We start from the raw sequence: 19,845 nt of genomic DNA, 5'->3' as shown, positions 1-19,845 counted from the left end.
TCCGGGCGCGAGCCTACAGCACCCGGCCCGCGACTGTCTTGAGGCGGTCGATCATGGCCGGATCGCGCGCCTCGGGCTTGGTGACGACCGCGGTGTCGAGCGCGGTGTTGCAGCCCGCCGCGCACGCCCGCGTCCGCCCGGCCAGCGCGGGCACCGCGCGCGCCACCAGCCGGCGCGCCTTCTCGGCGTTCTCGGTGAGCACCTTGATCACCTGCTCCACCGAGACGTTGCCGTGCTCGTCGTGCCAGCAGTCGTAGTCGGTCACCATCGCCACGGTTGCGTAGCAGAGCTCCGCCTCGCGGGCGAGCTTGGCCTCGGGCATGTTGGTCATGCCCACGAGGTCGCAGCCCCAGGAGCGGTAGAGGAAGCTCTCGGCACGCGAGGAGAACTGCGGTCCCTCCATCACGAGATAGGTGCCGCCGTGGCTGATCGGGATGTGCTCGGCCTTGGCCGCATCCTCCAGCACGCCCATCACGCGCGTGCAGGTCGGATCGGCGGCCGAGACGTGGGCGACCAGCCCGGTGTCGAAGAAGCTGCGCTCGCGGCCCACGGTGCGGTCGATGAACTGATCCGCCAGGACGAAGGTGCCGGGCTCCAGGTCCTCGCGCAGCGAGCCCACCGCGGAGAGCGACAGAACCTCGGTGACGCCGAGCTGCTTGAGCGCATCGATGTTGGCGCGGAAGTTCAGGCGGTTCGGCGGCACCTGATGCCCGCGGCCGTGGCGCGGCAGGAAAACGACGGGCTGGCCCTCAATCTCGCCGCACAGCAGCGCGTCCGACGGCGGGCCGAAGGGCGTCTCCACCGTTTCCCACCGCGGGTTGGTCAGGCCCTCGATGTCGTAGACGCCGCTGCCGCCGATGACGCCGACGACCGGCGGGGTTCCGGGCTCACTCATGGCTTCGCTCCCGTTCGCGTTGGCATCGCCGAAACGACGGCGGGCCGGCCCCCGTTCGGGAACCGGCCCGCGCCGTGGCCGACGACCTCGGACACCCGACTCAGTGAAGGTCGCGCCAGATCTTGCGCTTGGTGGCGTAGAGGACGCCCGTGAACACCAGGAGGAAGAGCACCACGCCGATCCCCATGCGCTTGCGCTCCTCCATGTGCGGCTCGGCGGCCCAGTGGAGGAAGACGGTCACGTCGTGGGCCATCTGCGCCACCGTGGCCTCGGTGCCGTCCTGGTAGTTCACCTGCCCGTCGGACAGCGGGGCCGGCATCTTGATGGCGTGGCCGGGGAACGCGGTGTTATAGTAGGCGCCCTGCGGCAGATCGAAGTCCTCGGGCGCCTCCTCGTAGCCCGTCAGCAGGGCGTAGAGGTAGTTGGCGCCGTCCGGGCGCGCCTGCGTCATCAGCGACAGGTCCGGCGGTGCGACACCGTAGACGGCCGCCGCCGCCTTGTCGTTCTTGAAGGGCTCGGGGAAGAAGTCCTTGGGCTCGGCCGTGCGCTCGTACATCTCACCCTGGTCGTTCGGCCCGTCCGTGACCTTGTACTGCGCGGCGATGCCCTCGACCTGCTCCTCGGTGTAGCCCAGATCCTTCAGGCTGCGGAAGGCCACCCGCTTGAGCGAGTGACACTGCGCGCAGACCTCGTTGTAGACCTGCAGCCCGCGCTGGGCGGCGGCACGGTCGATCGTGCCGAAGATGCCCTCGAACCCGAACTCGTGGTCGGCGATCTTGCCCTCACCGGCCGCCTGCGCCGGGACGCCGGCGGCCAGCGCGAGGAGCGCGACACTCGCGGCGGACAGGAGCTTCTTCATGGTTACGCCTTCTCCATGGGCTTCGCCGTGGCCGTCGCGGCGTGACCGCCGCCCTTGAGGACCGGTTCCGAGATGCTCTGCGGCCGCGCCTTGGGTGTCTCGAACTTGCCCAGCAGCGGCAGGATCACGAGGAAGTGCAGGAAGTAGTAGACCGTCGCGATGCGGGCGATCACCACGTAGATGCCTTCCGCCGGCTTGGCGCCGACCCAGCCCAGCACCAGCACGTCGATCACCAGCAGCACGAAGAACTGCTTGTAGATCGGCCGGAAGCGCGCGCTGCGCACGGGCGAGCGGTCCAGCCACGGCAGCGCCGCCAGCACCAGAATGGAGCCGAACATCGCCACCACGCCCATGAGCTTGTCCGGGATGGAGCGCAGGATGGCGTAGAACGGCAGGAAGTACCACTCCGGCACGATGTGGCTCGGCGTCGCCAGCGGATCGGCCGGGATGTAGTTGTCCGGGTGCCCCAGGTAGTTGGGCGCGAAGAACACCACCATCGCGAAGATGGACAGGAACACGCCCAGCCCGAACATGTCCTTGATGGTGTAGTAGGGGTGGAACGGGATCTTGTCCTGCGGCCCCTTGGCGTCGATGCCAAGCGGGTTGTTCGAGCCGAAGCGGTGCAGCGCCCAGATGTGCAGGACGACCACACCCACGATCAGGAAGGGCAGCAGGTAGTGCAGCGCGAAGAAGCGGTTCAGCGTGGGCTCGCCCACGGAAAAGCCGCCGCGCAGCCACACCACGATCTCGTCGCCCACCAGCGGGATGGCGGAAAACAGGTTCGTGATGACCGTCGCGCCCCAGTAGCTCATCTGGCCCCAGGGCAGCGTGTAGCCCATGAAGGCCGTGGCCATCATCAGCAGCAGGATGACGATGCCCAGCAGCCACAGCACCTCGCGCGGAGGCTTGTAGGAGCCGTAGTACAGCCCGCGGAAGATGTGGATGTAGACCACGATGAAGAAGAACGAGGCCATGTTCATGTGGATGTAGCGGATCAACCAGCCGTACTGGACGTCGCGCATGATCCGCTCGACGGAACTGAACGCTTCCTCCGCCGAGGCGGTATAGTGCATGGCGAGGAAGATGCCGGTGACGATCATGATCACCAGCGAGATCCCGGCCAGGGACCCGAAGTTCCACATGTAGTTGAGGTTGCGCGGCGCCGGGTACGCGCGCAGGTGCTCGTGCACGAACGAGAAAATCGGCAGCCGGTGATCGACCCACGCGATCAGGCGGCTGTCGGTGTGAAACGTGCTGTCGCTGCTCATCGGGGCGCCCCTCACCCGATCTTGATTGTTGTATCGTTGACGAAGGAGTGCGGCGGCACGGGCAGGTTCTCGGGCGCCGGTCCCTTCCGGATGCGGCCCGCGGTGTCGTAGTGCGACCCGTGGCAGGGGCAGAACCAGCCACCGTACTCACCGCGCGGTTCGCCGGGCGAGTTGCCCAGCGGAATGCAGCCCAGGTGCGTGCACACGCCCACGACGACCAGCCATTCCGGCTTGTTCACGCGGGACTCGTCGCTCGCCGGGTCGGGCAGCGCCTCGGGATCGACCTCTCGCGCGGCCTCGATCGATTCCTGGGTGCGGTGACGGATGAAGACGGGCTTGCCGCGCCACATCACCTTGATGGCCATCCCCTCCTGAACGCCGGAGATGTCGACCTCGATGGAGGCCAGCGCCATCACCGCGTCGGACGGATTCATGTAATCGATAAAGGGCCAGGCCACGGTGGCGACGCCAACGGCGCCCATCGCACCCGAAGCGAGATACAAGAAATCGCGCCGGCTCTGACCGCCGCCTTCGCCGCTGCCGCCACCGCCGGCGTTCGCCGCGTCAGCCATGGTGTTCCTCTCCTGCCCCGTCGATCGCGTGCCGCTGCGATATACAGCCGCATCCGTAACGTCTGTTTCAAAACCGGCCGCGGCCATGCGACACCAGCGCGCAGGTCCGCCCGGTTTGCGTTGGCGCAAGGGTATAGAAGAAATTGCGCGGGGACGCAAAGCGCCGGACTCCGGTATCTCAGCGCGGCCGATCGCACAATGCGCCTCGCCCTCTACCAGCCCGACATTCCCCAGAACGCCGGCACCATCCTGCGCCTGGGAGCGTGCCTGAGCCTGGGCGTGGACATCGTCGAGCCGTGCGGCTTCGCGCTGTCCGACGCGCGCCTGCGCCGCGCGGGGCTGGATTACGCGGCGCGCGCGAGCCTGACCACGCACGCCTCGTGGACGGCTTTTCAAACCGCGCGCACGGGGCGGCTGATCGCCGTGAGCCCGCACGCCGCCACCAGCCACCTGGCCTTCGCCTTCCAGCCCGGCGACACCCTGCTGCTGGGCCCGGAAAGCACGGGCCTGCCCGAGTCCGTGCGCCACGCCGCCGACGCCGGGGTGCGGATTCCCATCGCCGCCGGCATGCGGTCCTTGAACGTGGCCGTGGCCGCGGCGATGGTCGCGGGTGAGGCCCTGCGCCAGACCGACGCCTTTCCTGCCGCCCCATCGACACCGGAGGCCCCGTGAGCAGCGAGTCGCCCGCCCCCGACTCCGTCGTCGAGCAGCGCAAGCAGCGCGCCGAGGCCTGGTTCACCGAGCTGCGCGACCGCCTGTGCGGGGAATTCGAGCGCATCGAGGACGAGCTGGTGGGCATCAACGCCGCCCGCCTCGCCTACACGCCCGCGGGCCGCTTCCAGTACACGCCCTGGCAGCGCGACGATTCCAGCGTCGCGGATCCGGGCGGCGGGCTGATGGCGGTGATGCACGGCCGCGTCTTCGAAAAAGTGGGCGTCAACGTCTCCACGGTCGCCGGCCACTTCAGCGAGAATTTCGCCCAGGAGATCCCGGGCACCGAGGCGACCAGCGGTTTCTGGGCGTGCGGGCTGTCGCTGGTGGCGCACCCGCGCTCGCCCCACGTCCCGCCCGCGCACATGAACACGCGCCACATCGTCACCGGCAAGCACTGGTTCGGCGGGGGCGCGGACCTCAACCCCATCGTCGCGCACGAGCCCGACACGCGCGACTTCCACGCCGCGCTCAAGGAAACCTGCGACACGCACGGCGACGACTATTACGACCGCTACGCCGCCTGGGCCGACGACTACTTCTACAACAAGCACCGCGGTGAGCCGCGCGGCATCGGCGGCATCTTCTACGATTACCTGGACAGCGGCGACTGGGAAGCCGACTTCGCCTTCACCCGGGACGTCGGCCTGACGTTTCTGGACATCTTCCCGCGCCTCGTGCGCCGGCACATGTTCACGCCCTGGACCGAGAAGGAGCGCGCGTATCAGCTCTTCCGGCGCGGGCGCTACACGGAGTTCAACCTCGTCTACGACCGGGGCACGCGCTTCGGCCTGCAGACCGGCGGCAACCCCGACGCCGTGCTCATGTCCCTGCCCCCGCTGGCGAGTTGGCCCTGACCCGCCGTCGCGCGCCTACTGTTCAGCCGCCCGGTCCGTGGCCGCCACCTCCTGCAGCTTCGCCAGGCAGGCATCGCGGTCGGGCGTCATGTCGTGGTCGAGCCACCACGCCTCGACCCAGCGCATCACCTCGCCCACACGCGGGCCGGGCGGCACCCCCGCCGCCTTCGCGTCCGCGCCCGTGACCGGCAGCTTGCGCGGTTCCCAGGCATCGATCGCGGCCAGGGCATCGCGCAGGGCGGCCTGCGCCGGGCCAGTACTGGCCACGTCACGATCCGCTGCGTCCAGCAGCACGAGATCGCGCACCTCGTCCGCCCCGCGCCGGTAGAGCGCCGCACGCAGCTCGCGGCCCGGCATGTCGGCGGCGGCGGGCACGGGCGGCTCGACCAGTTCGGTCAGCCGCTTGCGCTCGCGGCGCGACAGACGCAGGCGCTCCGCCGCCGTTTCGGCACCGGCCGCATCCGTCGCCAGCAGGGCGGCCAGCCGCCGCAGGCGGCCCCCAGAAACACCGCTCGCCCCTTCCCGCGCGATCAGCGCCCGCAGGCGGTCCGCGCGCGTCGCCTCGGGCAGCACCGCGTCGAGGATGCAGTGGGCCGTCATGACCGTCACGGTCGCGGCGGCGCGAGGCGTCAACAGCAGCTTGAGCAGCTCGTCGCGGATGCGCTCGCCGGAGAGATCGGCGAGCCGGCGCGCGTAGACTGTCGCGGCGTGCAGCCCGAGCGCGTCGGGCGCACCCCGGCCGTAGCGCGCGTGGAAGCGGAAGAAGCGCAACAGGCGCAGGTAGTCTTCCCGGATGCGCCGGTCGGGGTTGCCGACGAAGACCACGCGCCCGGCCATGAGGTCGTCGTAGCCGCCGAAGGGATCGAAGAGCGTCCCGTCGGGCGCGCACGACATGGCGTTGATCGTGAAATCGCGCCGGGCGGCGTCCGCGGTCCAGTCGTCGGTGAAGGCGACCGTGGCGCGGCGGCCGTGGGTTTCCACGTCGCGGCGCAGCGTGGTGATCTCGAAGTGCGCGCCGTCGACCACCGCCGTCACCGTGCCGTGGTCGATGCCCGTGGGCACGACCTTGATGCCCGCGCGCCGCAGCAGCTCCATGACGGTTTCGGGCGCGTCCGGCGTGGCGATGTCGACGTCGTTCACGGGCCGACCCAGGACGGCGTCGCGCACGCAGCCGCCGACGAAGCGCACGGCCCGCCCGTCCGCCTCCAGCGCATCCAGCACCGCGCGCGTGGCCGCGGCCGTCATCCAGGGCTGAAGCGGGATCGCGCTCACGCTCACTGAACCGGCGCCCCCGACTCGCCGCCGGGCTTGCCGCCCGTCTCGCCTTCCTCGATGCCGCCGGGCTTGAGTTCGCCGTCCTCGTACTGGGGCGAGCGGATCACCTGGCCCGGGTCCGCGCCCTCGCCGAAGACGAGTCGCCAGCCGATCAGCGCCGCCGCCATCAGGACCACGCCGCTGCCGAGCAACCACGGCCACGGCGATTCCTGCACCGTCGGCGCCCGGGCCATGCGCCCGCGCCGGCGCGCGATGAACACGTGCAGCATGTAGAGCAGCACGGGCAGCGCCAGCGGCAGGCCGATGGTGAGGAACTTGCGGAGCATGACGGCTCGCGAACGCGGGGTTAGGCGCCGGGGTCGGCGGCGGCCAGGATCTCGGCCAGGTTCACCAGCATCCCCGCGGTGGCGCCCCAGATGCGGTGGGGGCCGTAGGGGAACTCGTGGTAGCGGCGCTGCGCACCGGCCTCGGGGTGCGCCATGGTGCGCCGCGTGCCGGGCTCGGTGAAGACCGCCAGCGGCACCTCGAAGATCTCGGCCACCTCGTCCGGGTTGGCGCGCACATGGGCGTCGGGGCGCACCAGCCCCACGACCGGGCGCACACGGTAGCCGCTGCGCGTGATGTAGGGGTCGAGGAAGCCGGCGACCTCCACCGCCGCGGGGTCGAGCGCCACCTCCTCCCGGGCCTCGCGCAGGGCCGTGGTGACGCAGTCGCGGTCGTCCGGGTCCACGCGCCCGCCGGGAAACGCGATCTGGCCCGCGTGCGCCGTCAGGTGGCCCGTGCGCCGGGTGAGCAGGACGTGGAGTCCGACCGGCCGGCAGATCAGCGGCACCAGCACGGCGGCGTCCCGCGCCGCGGCGAGCCCGTCCAGCAGGCCGGGGTTCAGGTCGTCGTCCCCGCGCCGGCGCGCGCTCAGCTGCCCGCGCGCGCGAAGGCACGCGGCCACGGCCTGCGGCGAGATGCCGTTGGCGGCCGTCAGGCCGTTCCCAGCTGATAAAACACGCCGTGGCTCCATACGCCGTACACCTCGTTGCCGGCCGCGTCCGTGGCCGGCTCCGCCAGTTCCACCAGCTGGTAGAAGACCGAGCGCGCCAGCAGCGCGTCCAGCCCGTCCTTCACCCGCAGGTAGGGACCGGGTTCGCCGGTTTCCGCGTCCACCTCGATGCGCAGCGGGTGATCGGGTCCGGCCTCCACCCAGTCGCCGAAGTTGGTGCGGAAGCTCAGCACCTGCGTGCCCTCGCGGTCTTCGCGCTGCAGCTCCTGCACGACGAAGGGCGCGTCTTCCACGTGCACGCGCACCGTCTCCACCGGCGTCTTCAGCCAGTAGGTGCCGTCGGCCTCGCGGCGCAGGATCGTCGAGAAGAGCCGCGCCAGGTCCGTTCGTTTGAACGGCCGGCCTTCATGGTACCAGGTTCCGTCGCGCGCGATGTAGATTTCGCCCGTCCCGATGAGGCTGGCGGGCGACGGAACCCCCTCGCGGTTGCTCGCGGCAGCCCCCTCGTCAGCCGGGGCGCGCACGCTTATTCTCTGCCTTCGACCAGGGACCTGCATGCGTTCCTGCCTTCCGTGACCAGCAAGGAGACGGCGCCCGTGGCTTCCCCGCCGGATGCTCCCGCAGACACCGCCGCCTTCACCCGGGAAGTTGAGGCGCTGGGCGAGCGCCTCAAGGCCGCGCGTCAGGCCGTTGCCCGGGTGATTTTCGGGCAGGAAGCCGTCGTGGATCAAACCCTGATCACGCTGCTGTGCAGCGGACACGGGCTTTTCATCGGCGTGCCGGGGCTGGCGAAAACCCGGCTCGTGCACACGCTTGGCACGGTCTTCGACATGGACGACCGGCGTGTGCAGTGCACACCCGACCTCATGCCGGCCGACATCCTGGGCTCCGAGGTGCTGGAGGAGGACGAGCACGGCCACCGCTCCTTCCGCTTCGTGCCGGGGCCGGTGTTCGCGCAGCTCCTCATGGCGGACGAGATCAACCGCGCCAGCCCGCGCACGCAGTCGGCCCTGCTGCAGGCCATGCAGGAGCACAGCGTCACCGTGGGCGGGCACGCCCATCCGCTGCCCGAGCCTTTCCACGTGCTCGCCACGCAGAACCCGCTGGAACAGGAGGGCACCTACCCGCTGCCCGAGGCGCAGCTCGACCGCTTCTTCATGGAGATCGACGTCGGCTACCCGGACCGCGAGGCCGAGCGGCGCATGCTGCTCGCCACCACCGGGCCGGACGAGGAGGCGCCCGAACCGGTGATGACGCCCACGCAGCTCATCCAGGCGCAGCGGCTGGTGCGCCGCGTGCCCGTGGGCGATCAGGTGGTGCGGGCGATCCTCGACCTCGTGCGCGCGGGGCGGCCGGAAACCACCGAACTGGAGATCGTGCGTGAGCAGGTCGCCTGGGGCCCCGGCCCGCGCGCCAGCCAGGCGCTCATGCTGGGGGTGCGCGCCCGGGCGCTGATGGAGGGACGTGCCGCGCCCTCGATCGACGACGTGGTGGCGCTGGCGCCGCCCGTGCTGCGGCACCGCATGGCGCTCACCTTCGCCGCGCGCGCCGAGGGCGGCAGCGTGGACGACGTCATCGCGGCGCTGACCCAGCCGCTGCAATGAGGGACGCCGGCCCGCCCCGAACCCCGCGCCAGCGCGCCGAGCGCGCGGCAACCGGCCTGCCGCCGCTGCTGCTGGCGGCCGAGCGCGTGGCCGCGACCGTGGCGCAGGGCGTGCACGGCCGCCGCCGTGTGGGACCGGGCGAAACCTTCTGGCAGTACCGCGAATACACCGCCGGCGACCCGGCGGCGAGCATCGACTGGCGCCGCTCGGCGCGCAGCGACCGGCTGTTCGTGCGCCAGACGGAGTGGGAGGCGGCGCAGTCGGTGTGGCTGTGGCGCGACGGCTCGCCGTCGATGGCCTGGCGCTCGCGCGAGACCCTGCCGACCAAACGCGAGCGCGCCGAGCTGCTGGTTCTCGCCCTGATGAGCCTGATGATCCGCGCCGGCGAACGCGTCAGCCTGCTGGGAACGGGCGCGGCGCCCAGCGCCGACCAGGGCACGCTGGCGCGCATGGCGCTGATGCTGGAGCGCGGCGGCGCCACGGACGACCTGCCGGAGCCGGGCGGCGTGCCCCGCTACGGCCAGGTGGTCCTGGTGGGCGACTTCCTGGCCGAGCCCGAAGCGGTGCTGGAGCGCGTGCGCGCCTTCGCCGGGCGCGCGGTGGGCGGCCACCTCGTGCAGGTGCTGGACCCGGCGGAGGAGGACCTGCCCTACCGGGGGCGCGTGCGCTTCCAGGGGCTGGAGGGCGAGGGCAGCTGGCTCGCCCCGCGCGCGGAGACGCTGCGGGCGGCCTACGACACGCGTATGGCGGCGCACCGCGACGGGCTGACGGCGGCGGCCCAGCGCGTGGGCTGGCAGTTCACGCGCCACCGCACCGACCGCCCGCCCGAAACCGCCCTGCTGGCGCTGCACACCGCGCTGCAGGCGCGACCGGGACGGTAGAGCGGCATGTGGAGCCTGGGCGCATTCGCCTTCGCCAATCCCTGGGTGCTCGTGGCGCTGGCCGTCCTGCCCGCGCTGTGGTGGCTGCTGCGCGCCACGCCGCCCGCCGCGCAGCGCGTGCGCTTTCCCGCCGTGCGCCTGCTTCTGGGGCTGACGCCGCGCGAGGAAACGGCGGCGCGCACGCCCTGGTGGCTGCTGGCGCTGCGCCTGCTGATCGCCGCGCTGCTCATCACCGGGCTGGCGGGGCCGGTCGTTCATCCGGCCGCGACGATCCCCGGCAGCGGCCCCCTGGTGATGGTCGTGGACGACGGCTGGGCCGCCGGGGCCACCTGGACACAGACGCAGCGCAGCATGCAGGCGTGGCTGGACCGCGCCGCGCGGGCCGACAAGCGCGTGGTCCTGATGACCACCGCCCCGGACCGCCCGAACGGCGGCCCCGAACCGACGCGCCCGCTCACCGTGGACGCCGCGCGCGAGCGCGTGAACGCCCTGACCCCGCAGCCCTGGCCGCGCGATCTGGAGGCGGCCGCCGAAGCCGTGGACGGCATGGACGTCAACGGCTCCGCCGCCGCGGTGTGGTTCAACGACGGCCTCGCCGCGTCGGGGGCCGAGCCGCTGGCCCGCCGCCTGCAACGCCTGGGCCGGCTGACCGTGGTGCAGCCGGCGGCGCGGAACACGGCGCAGGTCGTGCTGCCGCCCGACCCCGCGACGCCCGAGCTGACGGTTCGCCTGCGCCGCGCCGACGCCGGGCCGGCGCAAACGCGCACCGTCCACGCCGCCGACGCTGAGGGCCGCGTCATCGGCACCGCGACGGCCACCTTCGCCGAGGGCGAGATGGCAACCTCGGCCGCCTTCGACATGCCCCTGACGCTGCGCAACCGGGTGGCCCGTGTCCGCATCGCCGAGGCGTCGCACCCCGGGGCCGTGGCGCTGCTCGACGGGCGCTGGACGCGCCGGCGCGTGGGGCTTGCCCAGACCGGGGAGGAGGGCCGCCCGCTGCTGTCGCCCGGCTACTACCTCGCCCGCGCCGTGAGCCCCTTCGCCGAAATCGCGCGCGGGCCCGTGGGCGATCTCATGGACCGCGAGCTCAGCGTGCTGATGCTGCCGGACCGCGGCCGCATCCCGCAGGCGCGGCGCGGCACGCTGGAAAACTGGGTGCGCGGCGGCGGCGTGCTGGTGCGCTTCGCCGGGCCACGCATGGCGGCGGCGCTCGCCGAGGGCCAGGCCATGCGCGAGGCGGGATCGCCGCTGCTGCCGGTGGCGCTGCGGCGCGGCGGGCGCGCCCTGGGCGGCGCCATGAGCTGGGAGGAACCGGCACGCATCGGCGCCTTCCCGGACGCCGGCCCGCTGGCGGGCCTGCCGGTGCCCGGGGAGGTGCGCGTGCACAAGCAGGTGCTCGCCCAGCCGGGGCCGGAGCTGGACGCGCGCACCTGGGCGCGGCTCGGGGACGGCACGCCGCTGGTCACGGGCGCGCGGCGCGGGGACGGCTGGGTGGTGCTGGTCCATACCACGGCCGACGCGTCGTGGTCCGATCTGCCGCTGTCGGGAACCTACGTGCGCATCCTGCGGCGGCTGACACAGCTCGGCGCCGGCCTGGGAAGCACGGCCGAGCGGCCGCTGCCCCCAGCACAGCTGCTCGACGGCTTCGGCGAACTCGTCCCGGCCGGCGGCGCCGCGCGCGCCCTGCCCGCCGATCCGGACGCAAGCCCGCCGATCAGCCCCGCGCATCCGCCGGGCCTGTACGGACGCGGCGGCGAGCGGCGCGCGCACAACCTGGGCCCGCGGGTCGCGGAGCTGACGCGGCTGACCGAGTTGCCGCGCGGCGTGGTCGTGCAGGGGCCGGACGGCCGGCCGGAGACCCGCATCGGGCCGTGGCTGTTGGCGGCGGCGCTGGGGCTGTGGCTCGTCGACGTGCTGATCGCCCTGGCGCTGCGCGGGCTCTTGCGCGGACGGCGTATGGCCACGGCCGTGGTCGCGCTCGCGGTCGTGCTCCCGGCCCTGGCGCTGGCCCCGGAGGTGCGGGCGCAGACCGACGGCAGTGAAGCCTTCGCGCGCAAGGCGGCACTGTCGACGCGGCTGGCCTATCTCGAAACCGGAGTCACCAGCGTCGATCGCACGACCCGCGCGGGGCTGGCGGCGCTCTCCGGGGTACTCACGCGCCGCACCTCGGTGGAGCCCGCCGATCCCATGGCCGCCGACCCGGCGAGCGACCCGCTCGAGGTCTTCCCCATGCTGTACTGGGCGATCACGCCGGACCAGCCGGCGCTGTCCGCCCGCGCCGCGGAAAACCTGACGCGATTCCTGCGCAGCGGCGGCACGCTCGTCATCGACCTGCGCGCGCCGGGCGCCGGCGAGGCCTTCGGCGACGGCTCGCCTGCCAGCCGGGCGCTTCAGCGCCTGACGGCCGAGGTGCCCATCCCGCCGCTCCAGCCCGTGGGCGCGGATCACGTGCTGACCAAGACCTTCTACCTGCTGGAAACCTTCCCCGGCCGCACGACCGGCGGCGAGGTCTGGGTGGAGGACACGGGCCGAACGGGCGACGAGGTCGCCTCGGTCATCATCGGCGCCAACGACTGGGCCGGCGCCTGGGCCGTGGATGAGCAGGGCAACCACCTGCACGCCGTCGCACCCGGCGGTGCGCGCCAGCGCGAAATGGCCTACCGCGTGGGGGTGAACCTCGTGATGTACGCGCTCACCGGCACCTACAAGGCGGATCAGGTGCACGTCCCCGCGATCCTGGAGCGGCTGGGCCAATGAACGCGACCGTCGCCGTCACCTGGTCGCCGCTCGTCCCCGCGTGGGTGCTGATCGCGCTCGCGGTCGCGGCGGCGCTGATCCTGGCGCTGGCGGCCTGGCGGCGGGCGCGCGGCTGGGGCTGGCGTGCGCTGGCGGTGGTCGGGGGCCTGGGCGTGCTGGCGAACCCGACCCTGGTGCAGGAAGAGCGCGATCCGCTGGCCGACATTGCCCTGATCGCCGTGGACGAGAGCGCGAGCCAGGGCGTCGGCGACCGGCGGGCGCGGACGCGCGAGACCGTCGACGCCCTCAAGACGCGGCTGGACGGGCTGGACAACACCGAGACCCAGGTGGTGCGCGGCGGGGCGCCCGAGACCGGCCCGCCCACCGACGGCACGACGCTCATCGCCGACATCGAACGCGCGCTGCGGACGGTGCCGCGCAGCCGCCTGGGCGGGATCTTCGTGGTCGGGGACGGCCGGGTTCACGACGTGCCCCAGCGCGTCGAGGCCCTGGGTGTGGATGCGCCCGTCCACCTCGTGCAGACGGGCGATCCGGCGGCCGGCGACCGGCGCCTGCTGGTGAAGGACGCGCCGAGCTACGGCATCGTCGGGGAATCCGTGGAGATGACGGTGCGCGTCGAGGACCTGGGCGTCGAAAACGGGCCGCAGCGCGCGCGCCTCACCTTCCGGCGCGGCGACGGCTCGGAGCAGACGGTGCAGATCCCCGTCGGCCAGGACGCGCGGGTGAAGGTTCCGGTGCACCGGCGCGGGCGCATCGTCGTCGCCATGCAGGTGGCCGACGGCCCCGCCGAGCTGACGCGCATGAACAACCGCGCCGCGGTCACGGTCAACGGCGTGCGCGACCGCCTGCGCGTGCTGCTCGTCTCCGGCATGCCGCATGCGGGCGAGCGCGCCTGGCGCCGGCTGCTTAAGGCCGATCCCTCGGTGGATCTGGTGCACTTCACCATTCTGCGCCCGCCGAGCAAGCAGCGCGCGACGCCCATCAACGAGCTGTCGCTGATCGCCTTCCCCACGCGCGAACTGTTCCAGGAGAAGATCGAGGAATTCGATCTCATCGTCTTCGACCGCTACACGTGGCGCGGCGTGCTGCCGAGCCTCTACCTGCGCAACGTGGCCGACTACGTGCGCCAGGGCGGCGCGCTGCTGGTGGCGAGCGGGGCGAGCTTCGCCGGCAACGGCTCGCTCTACCGCACGCCCCTGCGGGCCGTGCTGCCGGCCGAGCCCAGCGGGCAGGTGCAGGAGTCGGCCTTCGTGCCGGCGGTGACCGACACCGGCGCGCGCCACCCGGTGACGGCGGACCTGCCCGGCAGCGGCACCGACGGCGCCAAGACGTGGGGGCGCTGGTTCCGCTCCATCCCCACCCGAACGGCCAGCGGCAACACCCTCATGCAGCGCCCCGACGGCCAGCCGTTGCTCGTCCTGAAAGATCAGGGCGAAGGGCGCGTTGCACAGCTGCTGTCCGACCAGATCTGGCTGTGGGCGCGCGGCTACGACGGCGGCGGGCCGCAGCAGCCGCTGATGCGGCGGGTGGCGCACTGGCTGATGAACGAACCCGCGCTGGAAGCCGAGGATCTGCGTGTGCGCCGGGACGGCGACGCGCTCGCGGTGACTCGGCGCACGCTGGAGCGCCTGGAAAGCCCGACCGTCACGCTGCGCACGCCCGGCGGCGAGACGCGCTCGGTGGCGCTGGACCGCACACGCCCCGGCCGCTACGGCGCGCGCGTGCCCATCGACGAGGTCGGCATCCACGAGGCCGAAGCGGGCGAGCACACCGCCATGGCCGCCGTGGGCGCACCGAGCCCGCTGGAATACCGCGACGTGCGCCCGAGCGCCGAGCCCTTGCGCCCCCTCATCGAGGTGACCGGCGGCGGCGTGGCGGTTCTGGCGGATGACGGCGTGCCGCGTGTGCGCAAGGTCGACCCCGATCGCTCGCGCAGCGGGCCGGGCTGGCTGGGCGTGCTGGCGAACGGCGCCCACCGCGTGACGGGCGCCAGCCAGGTGCCCTTGCTTCCGGCCGCCGCCGCGCTGATCCTGCTGGCGGCGCTGATGCTGGCCGCCTGGTACCGGGAGGGACGATGACCGCGACCGCGACGCAAACCGCCCCCGCGCGCCCCGGCGCGGCCGTGCAGGCCGGGGTGCTGCTGCTCTTCCTGGCGATCTGCGTGGGCGTGGAGTGGTCGGCCAGCGTGGTGACGCGCCCGGCCGTCGAGGGCTGGTACCAGGCCCTGCCGAAGCCGGCGTGGACGCCGCCGGACATCGCCTTTCCGATCGTGTGGACGATCCTCTACGTGCTCATGGCGGTCGCGGCGTGGCTGGCCTGGCGGGCGGCGCCGCGCCTGTCGCACTGGCCGCTGGCGATCTTCGGCGTCCAGCTGGCGCTGAACGCGGCGTGGTCCTACGTCTTCTTCGGTTTCGGCTGGATCGCGGGCGGGTTCGTCGTGATCCTGGCGCTGGCCCTGGCGATCGCGGCCACGATCGTCGCGTTCTCGCGCGTTTCGCGCACGGCGGCGTGGCTGCTGGTGCCCTACCAGCTCTGGGTGCTCTACGCCGCCACGCTCAACGGCGGGATCGTTCAGTTGGCGGCGTAACGCCTTGGCTCAAACCGCGGCAGGCATGGCCTCATTCTGTCTTTCTCCCCTGGGGAGAAAGAACCCGAACAAGACGCTGCCGATAAATCGGAGCTGCCCGTCGGTGCCGCGCACTGAGCGCGCGTATAGACCGCTGACGCGTTCGACGCCCCCCTGTGCCGGCGAGAAGGGCCTGGCGCCGGGGGGTGCCCCCATTTATGGCCAATTGATGGGGTTAAGCGGCCGCTCGCTTCACCCAGCCGCGCACGCCTTGCAGCGCGCCGGGGACCAGGGCCGCCGCCTGGAAGCGGCGCGGGTCGACGGGCCCGGGCAAGATGAGGCCGAGCGGGTTGGCGAGCTGGAAACCGTAGGGGCGATAGTAGCGCGGATCGCCGACGACGAGGCAGATGCGGTGCCCGTGGCCGCGCGCCGCGTCCAGGCTGTGTTGGACGAGTCGGCGGCCCATGCCCTGCCCGCGCATCTCCGGCTGGACGGCCAGCGGGCCGAGCAGGATGGCGGGCGTTGCCTCGATCAACACCGGCCAGTAGCGGATGGCCGCATGCACCGCGTCATCTTCCCCGACGACGACGAAGCACAACTCGGGCACCGGGGGGACGCCCTCGCGCAGGCGGTAGACCGTCTTGCGCGTGCGCTCCGGCCCGAAGCTCCGCGCCACCAGCTCGTCGATCACCGGCCCATCCTCGGGCCGTTCCCGCACGATCGTCCCGTTCGTCACCTCGCCCCCGTTACCTCGGCCGCGGATTTCCAGCCCACTTAAGGAATACGCACCGCCAACGCCAGCCCGCTCACGGCAGATCGCGGTCCCACGCGGGGTTCGGCCCGAAGCGCTCGGCCAGGAAATCGACGAAGACCCGCACCTTGGGCGAAAGCTTGCGCCCCGGCGGAAACACGGCGGAAATCGCCCCGCCGGGTTTGCGCGTCCAATCCGTGAGCACCGCCTCCAGCGTGCCCGCGCGCACGTCGTCGCCGGCCAGGAAGGTCGGCAGCATGACCAGCCCGGCGCCCTCGCGCGCCGCCGCCAGCAGCGCGTCGCCGTTGTTGGCTTCGAGCGGCCCGCCGACCGGCACGCGCACCTCCCCGTCCGGCCCGCGGAAGCGCCACTCGCGCCCCGACGAGAGGTAGCTGTAGAGCAGGCAGGTGTGCTCGCGCAGCTCGCGCGGGTGTGCCGGGCGACCGGCGCGGTCCAGGTAGCCGGGCGCGGCGGCGACGACGCGGTTCAACGGCGCCAGCCGGCGCGCGAGCAGGCTGGAATCCGGCAGCTCGCCGATGCGCACGGCCATGTCGTAGCCCTCTTCCACGAGGTCCACAGTCCGGTCGTTGAGCTGCAGATCCACGCTCAATTCCGGATAGCGCGCCATGAAATCCGGCAGCGCCGGGGCCACGTGCCGCTGGCCGAAGGACATGGGCACGTTGATGCGCAGCGTGCCGCGCGGCGCGCTGGCGAGGTGGCTCACAGCCGCTTCCGCCGCGTCGGCATCGGCGACGAGCTGGCGGCACGGCTCGTAGAAGGCCGTCCCGGCTTCCGTCAGCGACAGGCGGCGCGTGGTGCGGTTGAGCAGGCGCACGGCCAGGCGCTCCTCCAGCCGCCCGACATGCTTGGACACGGCCGATTTCGACAGCCCCAGGCTTTCGGCCGCGCCGGAGAAGCTGCCCACCTCCACCACGCGGGCGAACACCGCCATGGCGGCCAGATGATCCAGATGCATGGCAACCGTTTCCAATCAGAAACAACGTGGTGCGAAATTCCCATATTATCGCTTCTGGGAAAACCGCCTATCGTCATATGCGAAGCAGGACACCGAAGCCCGGACATCAGGAGGCGGCAATGGCGAAGGTTCTGATCCTCTACTACTCCAGCTACGGCCACGTGGAGACGATGGCCGGGGCGGTCGCCGAGGGCGTGGCGCGCGTCGACGGCGCCCAGGCGACGATCAAGCGGGTGCCGGAGCTGGTGCCCGAAGAAACGCAGGCGAAGGCGGGATTCAAGACGGACCAGGCCGCGCCCGTGCTCACCGATCCCAACGAGTTGGCCGACTACGATGCCATCGTCGTCGGCACGCCCACGCGCTTCGGCAACATGGCGAGCCAGATGCGCAACGTCTGGGACCAGACGGGTGGGCTGTGGTTCAACGGCAAGCTCATCGGCAAGGTCGGCAGCGCCTTCATCTCCACCGGCTCGCAGCACGGCGGGCAGGAGACGACGCTGACCTCGATCCACACCACGCTGATGCACCACGGCATGGTGGTCGTGGGCGTGCCCTACAGCTGCCCCGGCCTCTCGCGCATGGACGAGATCACGGGCGGCACACCCTACGGCGCGACCACGCTCGCGGGTGGCGACGGCAGCCGCCAGCCCTCCGACAACGAGTTGGAGATCGCGCGCTTCCAGGGCGCGCACGTCGCCGAAATCGCGCGGAAGCTGCACGGCTGACGCCCCGGACGAAACGAGAAGGAACACCGCCATGGGCAAGCTGATCGACGGCGTGTGGCAGGAGCACACCTACAAACACGACGACCGGGGCCGCTTCGTGCGCTGGGACAGCGCCTTCCGCGACCGCGTCACGGCGGACGGGAGCAGCGGCTTCCCGGCCGAGGCCGGGCGCTACCACCTCTACGTCGCCTACGCCTGCCCTTGGGCGCACCGCGCGCTCATCGTGCGCAAGCTGAAGGGGCTGGAGAACGCGATCTCGGTGGACCCCGTGCACTGGCACATGGCCTGGGGCGGCTGGCCGTTCACGGACGACTGCCCGGACACGGTCAACGGCGCCCGCTACCTGCACGAGGTCTACCTCAAGGCCGATCCCCACTTCACCGGGCGCGTGACCGTGCCGACGCTGTGGGACCGCAAGACGGAAACGATCGTGAACAACGAGTCCGCCGACCTCGTGCGCATCCTCAACAGCGAATTCGACGCGGTGGCCCAGCGGCCGGACCTGGACCTCTACCCGGCGGAGCTGCGCGAGGAGATCGAGGCAGTGAACGCGCGCGTCTACGATACCGTCAACAACGGCGTCTACAAGGCCGGCTTCGCCAAGAGCCAAGCGGCGTACGACGAAGCCGTCGACGCGCTGTTCGACACGCTGGATTGGCTGGAGGACCGCCTTAGCGGCCAGCGCTACGTGGCGGGAGAGCGCTTCACGGAAGCTGACGTGCGCCTCTTCACCACGCTGGTGCGCTTCGACCCCGTCTACGTCGGCCACTTCAAGTGCAACAAATACCGGCTCGTGGACTACCCCAACCTCTGGGCCTACACGCGGGAAATCTACCAGATTCCCGGCGTGCGCGAGACGGTGCGCTTCGACCACATCAAGAACCACTACTACGTCTCGCACGCCTCGGTGAACCCGACCCAGATCGTGCCCAAGGGCCCGGTGATCGACTTCGACGAACCGCACGGCCGCGACCGGCTGTCGGCGGCTTGATCGGACCCTGAAGCGGCCCCGCTTGGCGCAGCCCGCGCGGCACGCCATCTTCGGGGCCGTCATGGGGCACGATCACGACCACGCGCACGCGCACGCGCACGGCAACGGGGGCGGCGATCGGCGCCGGCTGGCGCTCGCGGCGGGGCTGACGGCGGCCTTCATGGGGGTGGAGGTCGTGGGCGGCATCGTCTCGGGATCGCTCGCCCTGCTCGCCGACGCGGCGCACATGCTGACGGACGCGGCCTCGCTGGGCCTCGCGCTGATCGCCTTCCGCGTCACCGACCGCCCCGCCGACCGGCGGCGGACCTACGGCTACCACCGCTTCCCCGTGCTGGCGGCGTTCGTGAACGGGCTGGCGCTGCTGGCGATCGTGGGCTGGATCGCGGTGGAGGCGGTCCACCGGCTGCTGGCGCCCACCCCGGTGATGGGGCCGGCGATGGCGGCGATCGCGGCGGCGGGGCTGGTGGTCAACGTCGCGGTTTTCGCCATTCTCCACGGCGGCAGCCGCGAGAACCTGAACATGCGCGGCGCCGTGCTGCACGTGCTAGGCGATCTGCTGGGCTCGGTGGCGGCGCTGGGGGCGGCCGGGGTGATCCTCGTCACCGGCTGGACGCCCATCGACCCCATCCTGTCGCTTCTGGTGGCACTGCTGGTGCTGCGCAGCGCTTGGTACCTGCTGCGTCAGGCGGGCCACGTGCTGCTGGAAGGCGCGCCCGGCGAGATCGATCCCCGCGAGGTCGAGCGCGTGCTGGGCGAAACCGTGGCGGGCGTGCGCGACGTGCACCACGTCCACGCCTGGGCGCTGTCGCCGGAACGCCCGATGATGAGCCTGCACGTCACCGCGGCCGGGGACGCCGAGCACGATGCCCTCGCCGCGCGCGTGAAGGCGGTGCTTCGCGAGCGCTTCGGCGTGGATCACGCCACGGTGCAGATCGAGTACGGCGATGCGTGCATCGACGAAGCACCCGCGACCGGCCACGCCGGGCACGCCGCCTGACGCCTTGCCGGGCGACCGGGCGGTGCGCCCCGCGGCAATATCAGACCTTTCCAAAGATCATTTTGGAAAGATCACCTTTGGTCGTGAGTGACGCGAACATCGCGGCGCGACGCCGGTGTCGAACGACAGACGGTTCCAAGGATCATCCTTGGTCGTGAGAGCCGCT

General features: G+C 71.9%; 20 protein-coding genes. 10 read left to right on the top strand and 10 right to left on the bottom strand.

Annotation, left to right across the window (positions count from 1 at the left end; all coding sequences use genetic code 11):
* Positions 1 to 13 precede the first annotated feature (13 nt).
* The 4 genes from BLQ43_RS00980 to petA form a co-directional block, all read right to left on the bottom strand.
* A complete protein-coding gene (locus tag BLQ43_RS00980) occupies positions 14 to 895 on the bottom strand; it encodes an S-methyl-5'-thioadenosine phosphorylase (RefSeq protein WP_090018250.1) in 882 nt (293 codons plus the stop codon).
* Between the two features lie 100 nt (positions 896 to 995).
* Positions 996 to 1,754, bottom strand: coding sequence for a cytochrome c1 (locus BLQ43_RS00975; protein ID WP_090018249.1), 759 nt, complete (start codon positions 1,752 to 1,754; stop codon positions 996 to 998).
* Between the two features lie 2 nt (positions 1,755 to 1,756).
* A complete protein-coding gene (locus tag BLQ43_RS00970; protein ID WP_090018248.1) occupies positions 1,757 to 3,022 on the bottom strand; it encodes a cytochrome b in 1,266 nt (421 codons plus the stop codon).
* Between the two features lie 11 nt (positions 3,023 to 3,033).
* A complete protein-coding gene (gene petA / locus BLQ43_RS00965; protein WP_090018247.1) occupies positions 3,034 to 3,594 on the bottom strand; it encodes a ubiquinol-cytochrome c reductase iron-sulfur subunit in 561 nt (186 codons plus the stop codon).
* Between the two features lie 198 nt (positions 3,595 to 3,792).
* Between petA and BLQ43_RS00960 the strand changes: the two genes are divergently transcribed.
* Both BLQ43_RS00960 and hemF read left to right on the top strand, forming a co-directional pair.
* Positions 3,793 to 4,266 carry a tRNA (cytidine(34)-2'-O)-methyltransferase gene (locus BLQ43_RS00960; protein ID WP_090018246.1) on the top strand — a complete coding sequence of 158 codons (474 nt, stop codon included), beginning with the start codon at positions 3,793 to 3,795 and terminating at the stop codon, positions 4,264 to 4,266.
* Positions 4,263 to 5,162 carry an oxygen-dependent coproporphyrinogen oxidase gene (gene hemF, locus BLQ43_RS00955; RefSeq protein WP_090018245.1) on the top strand — a complete coding sequence of 300 codons (900 nt, stop codon included), beginning with the start codon at positions 4,263 to 4,265 and terminating at the stop codon, positions 5,160 to 5,162. Before BLQ43_RS00960 ends, hemF begins: the two co-directional genes overlap by 4 nt.
* Before the next feature lie 15 nt (positions 5,163 to 5,177).
* Here the strand turns inward: hemF and BLQ43_RS00950 are convergent, their stop codons facing one another.
* Genes BLQ43_RS00950 through BLQ43_RS00935 form a run of 4 tightly spaced genes read right to left on the bottom strand, consistent with a single transcriptional unit; the run spans position 5,178 to position 7,955 of the window.
* Entirely contained in the window at positions 5,178 to 6,434 is a 1,257-nt protein-coding gene (locus BLQ43_RS00950; RefSeq protein WP_218119079.1) for a CCA tRNA nucleotidyltransferase, read from the bottom strand.
* A gap of 2 nt (positions 6,435 to 6,436) precedes the next feature.
* Complete coding sequence (locus tag BLQ43_RS00945; RefSeq protein WP_090018244.1) at positions 6,437 to 6,763, bottom strand: hypothetical protein; 327 nt, start codon at positions 6,761 to 6,763, stop codon at positions 6,437 to 6,439.
* Between the two features lie 20 nt (positions 6,764 to 6,783).
* On the bottom strand, positions 6,784 to 7,452 hold the full coding sequence (locus tag BLQ43_RS00940) for a CoA pyrophosphatase (protein WP_090018243.1): 669 nt from the start codon (positions 7,450 to 7,452) through the stop codon (positions 6,784 to 6,786).
* Positions 7,413 to 7,955 carry a DUF1285 domain-containing protein gene (locus BLQ43_RS00935; RefSeq protein ID WP_176758451.1) on the bottom strand — a complete coding sequence of 181 codons (543 nt, stop codon included), beginning with the start codon at positions 7,953 to 7,955 and terminating at the stop codon, positions 7,413 to 7,415. Before BLQ43_RS00935 ends, BLQ43_RS00940 begins: the two co-directional genes overlap by 40 nt.
* A 72-nt stretch (positions 7,956 to 8,027) precedes the next feature.
* Here BLQ43_RS00935 and BLQ43_RS00930 point away from each other — a divergent pair, with 72 nt between their 5' ends.
* Genes BLQ43_RS00930 through BLQ43_RS00910 form a run of 5 tightly spaced genes read left to right on the top strand, consistent with a single transcriptional unit; the run spans position 8,028 to position 15,260 of the window.
* Positions 8,028 to 9,035 carry an AAA family ATPase gene (locus BLQ43_RS00930; protein WP_437123462.1) on the top strand — a complete coding sequence of 336 codons (1,008 nt, stop codon included), beginning with the start codon at positions 8,028 to 8,030 and terminating at the stop codon, positions 9,033 to 9,035.
* Positions 9,032 to 9,916: a DUF58 domain-containing protein gene (locus tag BLQ43_RS00925; protein ID WP_090018240.1), complete on the top strand. Its 885-nt coding sequence runs from the start codon at positions 9,032 to 9,034 to the stop codon at positions 9,914 to 9,916. The genes BLQ43_RS00930 and BLQ43_RS00925 overlap by 4 nt, the downstream gene beginning before the upstream one ends.
* A gap of 6 nt (positions 9,917 to 9,922) precedes the next feature.
* Complete coding sequence (locus BLQ43_RS00920) at positions 9,923 to 12,673, top strand: DUF4159 domain-containing protein (protein WP_090018239.1); 2,751 nt, start codon at positions 9,923 to 9,925, stop codon at positions 12,671 to 12,673.
* Positions 12,670 to 14,751, top strand: a complete 2,082-nt coding sequence (locus BLQ43_RS00915; RefSeq protein WP_090018238.1) for a hypothetical protein — start codon at positions 12,670 to 12,672, stop codon at positions 14,749 to 14,751. Before BLQ43_RS00920 ends, BLQ43_RS00915 begins: the two co-directional genes overlap by 4 nt.
* The gene (locus BLQ43_RS00910; RefSeq protein WP_090018237.1) at positions 14,748 to 15,260 is read left to right on the top strand and encodes a TspO/MBR family protein; all 513 of its coding nucleotides are present in this window, start codon (positions 14,748 to 14,750) and stop codon (positions 15,258 to 15,260) included. Before BLQ43_RS00915 ends, BLQ43_RS00910 begins: the two co-directional genes overlap by 4 nt.
* Positions 15,261 to 15,474: 214 nt before the next feature.
* Here BLQ43_RS00910 and BLQ43_RS00905 read toward each other — a convergent pair whose 3' ends face one another.
* Together BLQ43_RS00905 and BLQ43_RS00900 are read right to left on the bottom strand one after the other, a co-directional pair.
* Positions 15,475 to 15,975 (bottom strand): GNAT family N-acetyltransferase, encoded by a 501-nt coding sequence (locus BLQ43_RS00905; protein ID WP_218119078.1) that lies wholly within the window; start codon positions 15,973 to 15,975, stop codon positions 15,475 to 15,477.
* Between the two features lie 70 nt (positions 15,976 to 16,045).
* The gene (locus BLQ43_RS00900) at positions 16,046 to 16,966 is read right to left on the bottom strand and encodes a LysR family transcriptional regulator (RefSeq protein ID WP_218119077.1); all 921 of its coding nucleotides are present in this window, start codon (positions 16,964 to 16,966) and stop codon (positions 16,046 to 16,048) included.
* A 119-nt stretch (positions 16,967 to 17,085) separates the two neighbouring features.
* On the opposite strand from BLQ43_RS00900, the gene wrbA reads away from it, so the two are divergent.
* Genes wrbA through BLQ43_RS00885 form a run of 3 tightly spaced genes read left to right on the top strand, consistent with a single transcriptional unit; the run spans position 17,086 to position 19,679 of the window.
* A complete protein-coding gene (gene wrbA, locus BLQ43_RS00895) occupies positions 17,086 to 17,691 on the top strand; it encodes an NAD(P)H:quinone oxidoreductase (RefSeq protein WP_090018236.1) in 606 nt (201 codons plus the stop codon).
* Positions 17,692 to 17,722: 31 nt separating this feature from the next.
* Positions 17,723 to 18,682 carry a glutathione S-transferase family protein gene (locus BLQ43_RS00890; protein ID WP_090018235.1) on the top strand — a complete coding sequence of 320 codons (960 nt, stop codon included), beginning with the start codon at positions 17,723 to 17,725 and terminating at the stop codon, positions 18,680 to 18,682.
* 22 nt (positions 18,683 to 18,704) lie between these two features.
* Positions 18,705 to 19,679, top strand: coding sequence for a cation diffusion facilitator family transporter (locus BLQ43_RS00885; RefSeq protein WP_245659399.1), 975 nt, complete (start codon positions 18,705 to 18,707; stop codon positions 19,677 to 19,679).
* Positions 19,680 to 19,845: the final 166 nt, after the last annotated feature.

The organism is Limimonas halophila, from assembly GCF_900100655.1.
GTDB classification, from domain to species: Bacteria; Pseudomonadota; Alphaproteobacteria; order Kiloniellales; family Rhodovibrionaceae; genus Limimonas; species Limimonas halophila.
This window is presented reverse-complemented; position numbering and strand designations above follow the sequence as displayed.